Consider the following 1,517-nt stretch of genomic DNA (forward strand, 5'->3'; position numbering starts at 1 on the left):
TGGCCGCGCGCATGCCCGGTCTCGCCCGGCAGCTCGCCCAGATCGCGCACCAGCCGCTCGCCATGATCGGCGGCGCGGTAGGTCTCGGAGGCCAGCACCGGCAGGTCGGTCACCACATGCTCGGCCGTCGCATCGGCGAACTGCGCCTTGACGGTGTTGAACTGCTCCTCGAAGGGGCGGCGCGCGATCACCCGGATCCCCGCGACCAGCATGTCCTCGGTGATGGTCAGCTCGGGCTCTTCCCAGACTGCGCCGCCCAGCGTCAGCCGCCCGCGTTCGCAGGCCCACCAGCCGCCCCAGGCGGAGGAGAGCGCATCGAGGTTCTCGCGCGGAGCCGCCTCGGTGTCGAGCACGCCGTTGAAGGCGTAGCGCGGCTGGCTGCCGCCCGTGGCCAGCGGCACCGGTTCCTCGGCGGCATTGGCCAGCGCCACGAGGGCGGCCTCGTCGAGATCAGCCTCGGTCCTGCCGATGCCGCCAAAGAGCTAGGGCGTCAGGGCGTAGTCGCGCAGGCACAGCGCCGGGTTCGTCGAATAACGCCGCCCGCGGAACCAGAGCGCGACCGCGCCCGCCGCGATGTCGATCTCGACATAGATCGTGCCGCGCCGCCCGGCGAGCTCCGCGACCGGCAGGCTCGCCCGGGCCAGGTCCTCGCCCGCGACCTCGCCCGATCCGGCGCGAAAGACGAGATCGCCGCCGGTCACCCCCAGATAGGCGCCATAGCCCGAGCCGCCCTGTTCCCAGATCACGCCCTCGGGGTCGGCCGGAAAGGCGACATCGAAGGCCGCGAAGAGATCCGCGTCGAGCGCCATCCTCGTGTAATCGAGCGTGTCGCCGTCCTGCGCGGTCAGATCCGGGCTCAGCCCGGCCTCGGGGGTGAGCCCGCCGGGATAGCGGTGCCCGAAGTGGAACCGCGCGGCGATGGGGCCGCCGGTCCAGGCGGCGTCGGATTCGCCCTGCGGATAGCTCGCCCCCGAGGTCCGGCCGATGGCGCCGCCGTCATAACCCGCCCAGAGCGAAATCGGGCGGAGGGCCCTGGCCGAGGCGAGCGGGGTCGAGGTCCACTCGCGCGGATCGTAAACGCGCTTGCCGCGGGCACGAACCCGGACCTGCGGCGCCCCGCTGGGGAAGAGGTCGCGGTCGTAGTTCGCCGCAAAATAGACCCACGCAACGCCACGGCCCCGGTGATCGGCCGTCCACTCCGAGGCCGCAGCAACGTATTCCGCGTCCGCGACCTGATCGTCGGACCCATTGTAGACCTTGAGATAGAAGCGCCCTTTGTAGTCGCTGTCGATCTGGCCCCAATAGTACGGGTTTCCCGTGCCTGCGGCTGCGTCTGCGGTGTATTGCGCCTCGGTCCAGACCTTCGTCTCGCCCAGCCAGACCTCAACCGCGCCGTCGATCTCGTGGCAGGCGAGCGGCATCACGGAATGATAGCGCCGATGCGGCTTGCCCCCGGCCTCGGTGGTCGAGCGGGCGACGATGGTGCCGCCGAGGGTGCGTTCGCCATAGAGGATGAG

At 70.9% G+C, this 1,517-nt stretch carries 1 protein-coding gene and 1 pseudogene; both read right to left on the reverse strand.

The genetic code is table 11. The features are described from left to right. Positions 1–431: hypothetical protein (locus tag EV657_RS21380; protein ID WP_208323343.1), on the reverse strand; the 431-nt coding region annotated here is incomplete at its 3' end. A 51-nt stretch (positions 432–482) separates the two neighbouring features. Then, positions 483–1,517: pseudogene (locus EV657_RS21820) on the reverse strand (hypothetical protein); the annotation flags it as partial.

It is taken from the genome of Rhodovulum visakhapatnamense (genome assembly GCF_004365965.1).
In the GTDB taxonomy this organism is placed as follows: Bacteria; Pseudomonadota; Alphaproteobacteria; order Rhodobacterales; family Rhodobacteraceae; genus Rhodovulum; species Rhodovulum visakhapatnamense.